This window comes from Microvirga sp. GCM10011540 (assembly GCF_042650665.1).
GTDB classification, from domain to species: Bacteria; Pseudomonadota; Alphaproteobacteria; order Rhizobiales; family Beijerinckiaceae; genus Microvirga; species Microvirga lenta.
This window is the reverse complement of record NZ_JBHSBQ010000060.1, coordinates 1-849: the sequence shown is the minus strand read 5'-3', so window position 1 is coordinate 849 and position 849 is coordinate 1. Positions and strand designations below refer to the sequence as shown.

The 849-nt window shown below is 62.9% G+C and carries 1 protein-coding gene; it reads right to left on the bottom strand.

What is annotated here, in order from left to right; translation table 11 throughout:
* Positions 1-9: 9 nt before the first annotated feature.
* Positions 10-779, bottom strand: a protein-coding gene (locus tag ACFOYU_RS15220; RefSeq protein WP_377034241.1) for an IS5 family transposase whose coding sequence is annotated in 2 segments (ribosomal slippage) — positions 10-458 and positions 458-779 — 771 coding nt in all. Because the reading frame shifts where the segments join, the coding sequence is not laid out codon by codon here.
* Between the last annotated feature and the right edge of the window lie 70 nt (positions 780-849).

Below are 849 nucleotides of genomic sequence, written 5' to 3'. Positions count from 1 at the left end.
TAGGTACTGTTAGGTCTTGAGCCAATCGAGAGCGGCGGCGAGACAGAGTATGCCCATGAACGATGAGGCCGTCTTCTCGTAGCGGGTTGCAACAGCCCGCCACTCCTTCAACCTCGCCCAGAGCCGCTCGACAACATTGCGATTGTTGTAAATCCAGTCCGGACAGGCGACCGGCGCCTCATTGGACTTGGCCGGGATCGCCGGCTTCGCACCGATGCTCCAGATGTGCTCGCGGAAGCTGTGACTGGAATAGCCACGATCGGCCACCACCCAGGCAGGCACATCTGGTAGACTGTCGAGCAGGGGAATGGCGTCAGGCAGCTCGTGCGCCTGACCAGGCGCGATGCGGAACGCGATGGCGCGTCCGAGACCGTCGGCGATCACGCAAGCCTTGGTGCCATAGCCGCCACGCGATCGGCCAAGCGCCTCACGATCGTCTCGTTGAGCTTGAGAGCCCCTTTTCGGCGTGCTCCCGCGGCCTTCTGATGCGCGCGCACGCTGGTGCCGTCGAGGAACGTCATTCCAAGCTGGATGCCGCGCTCTTGCACCAGGTTGAGCAGACGCTCCCAGACACCCAGGCGAGCCCAGCGGATGAAGGTCTGAGCGGCCCGCCACCAGGGGCCCAGTTCAACGGGCACAGAGCGCCACTTGGCGCCATTCTGATGCCGCCAGAGGATCGCCTCCATCGTGCGACGCAGATCGTGCGGTGGGGTTTTGCCCTTCGGACGGCACTGTTCCACCAAAGGCTCCAGTATTGCCCATTGTGCGTCCGTCAGCATGGCTCCTCCTCAGATCAGGACGAGCAAAACGCCTCCAGGCGCAAAGGGTTCAAGTCATAACAGGCGGTAG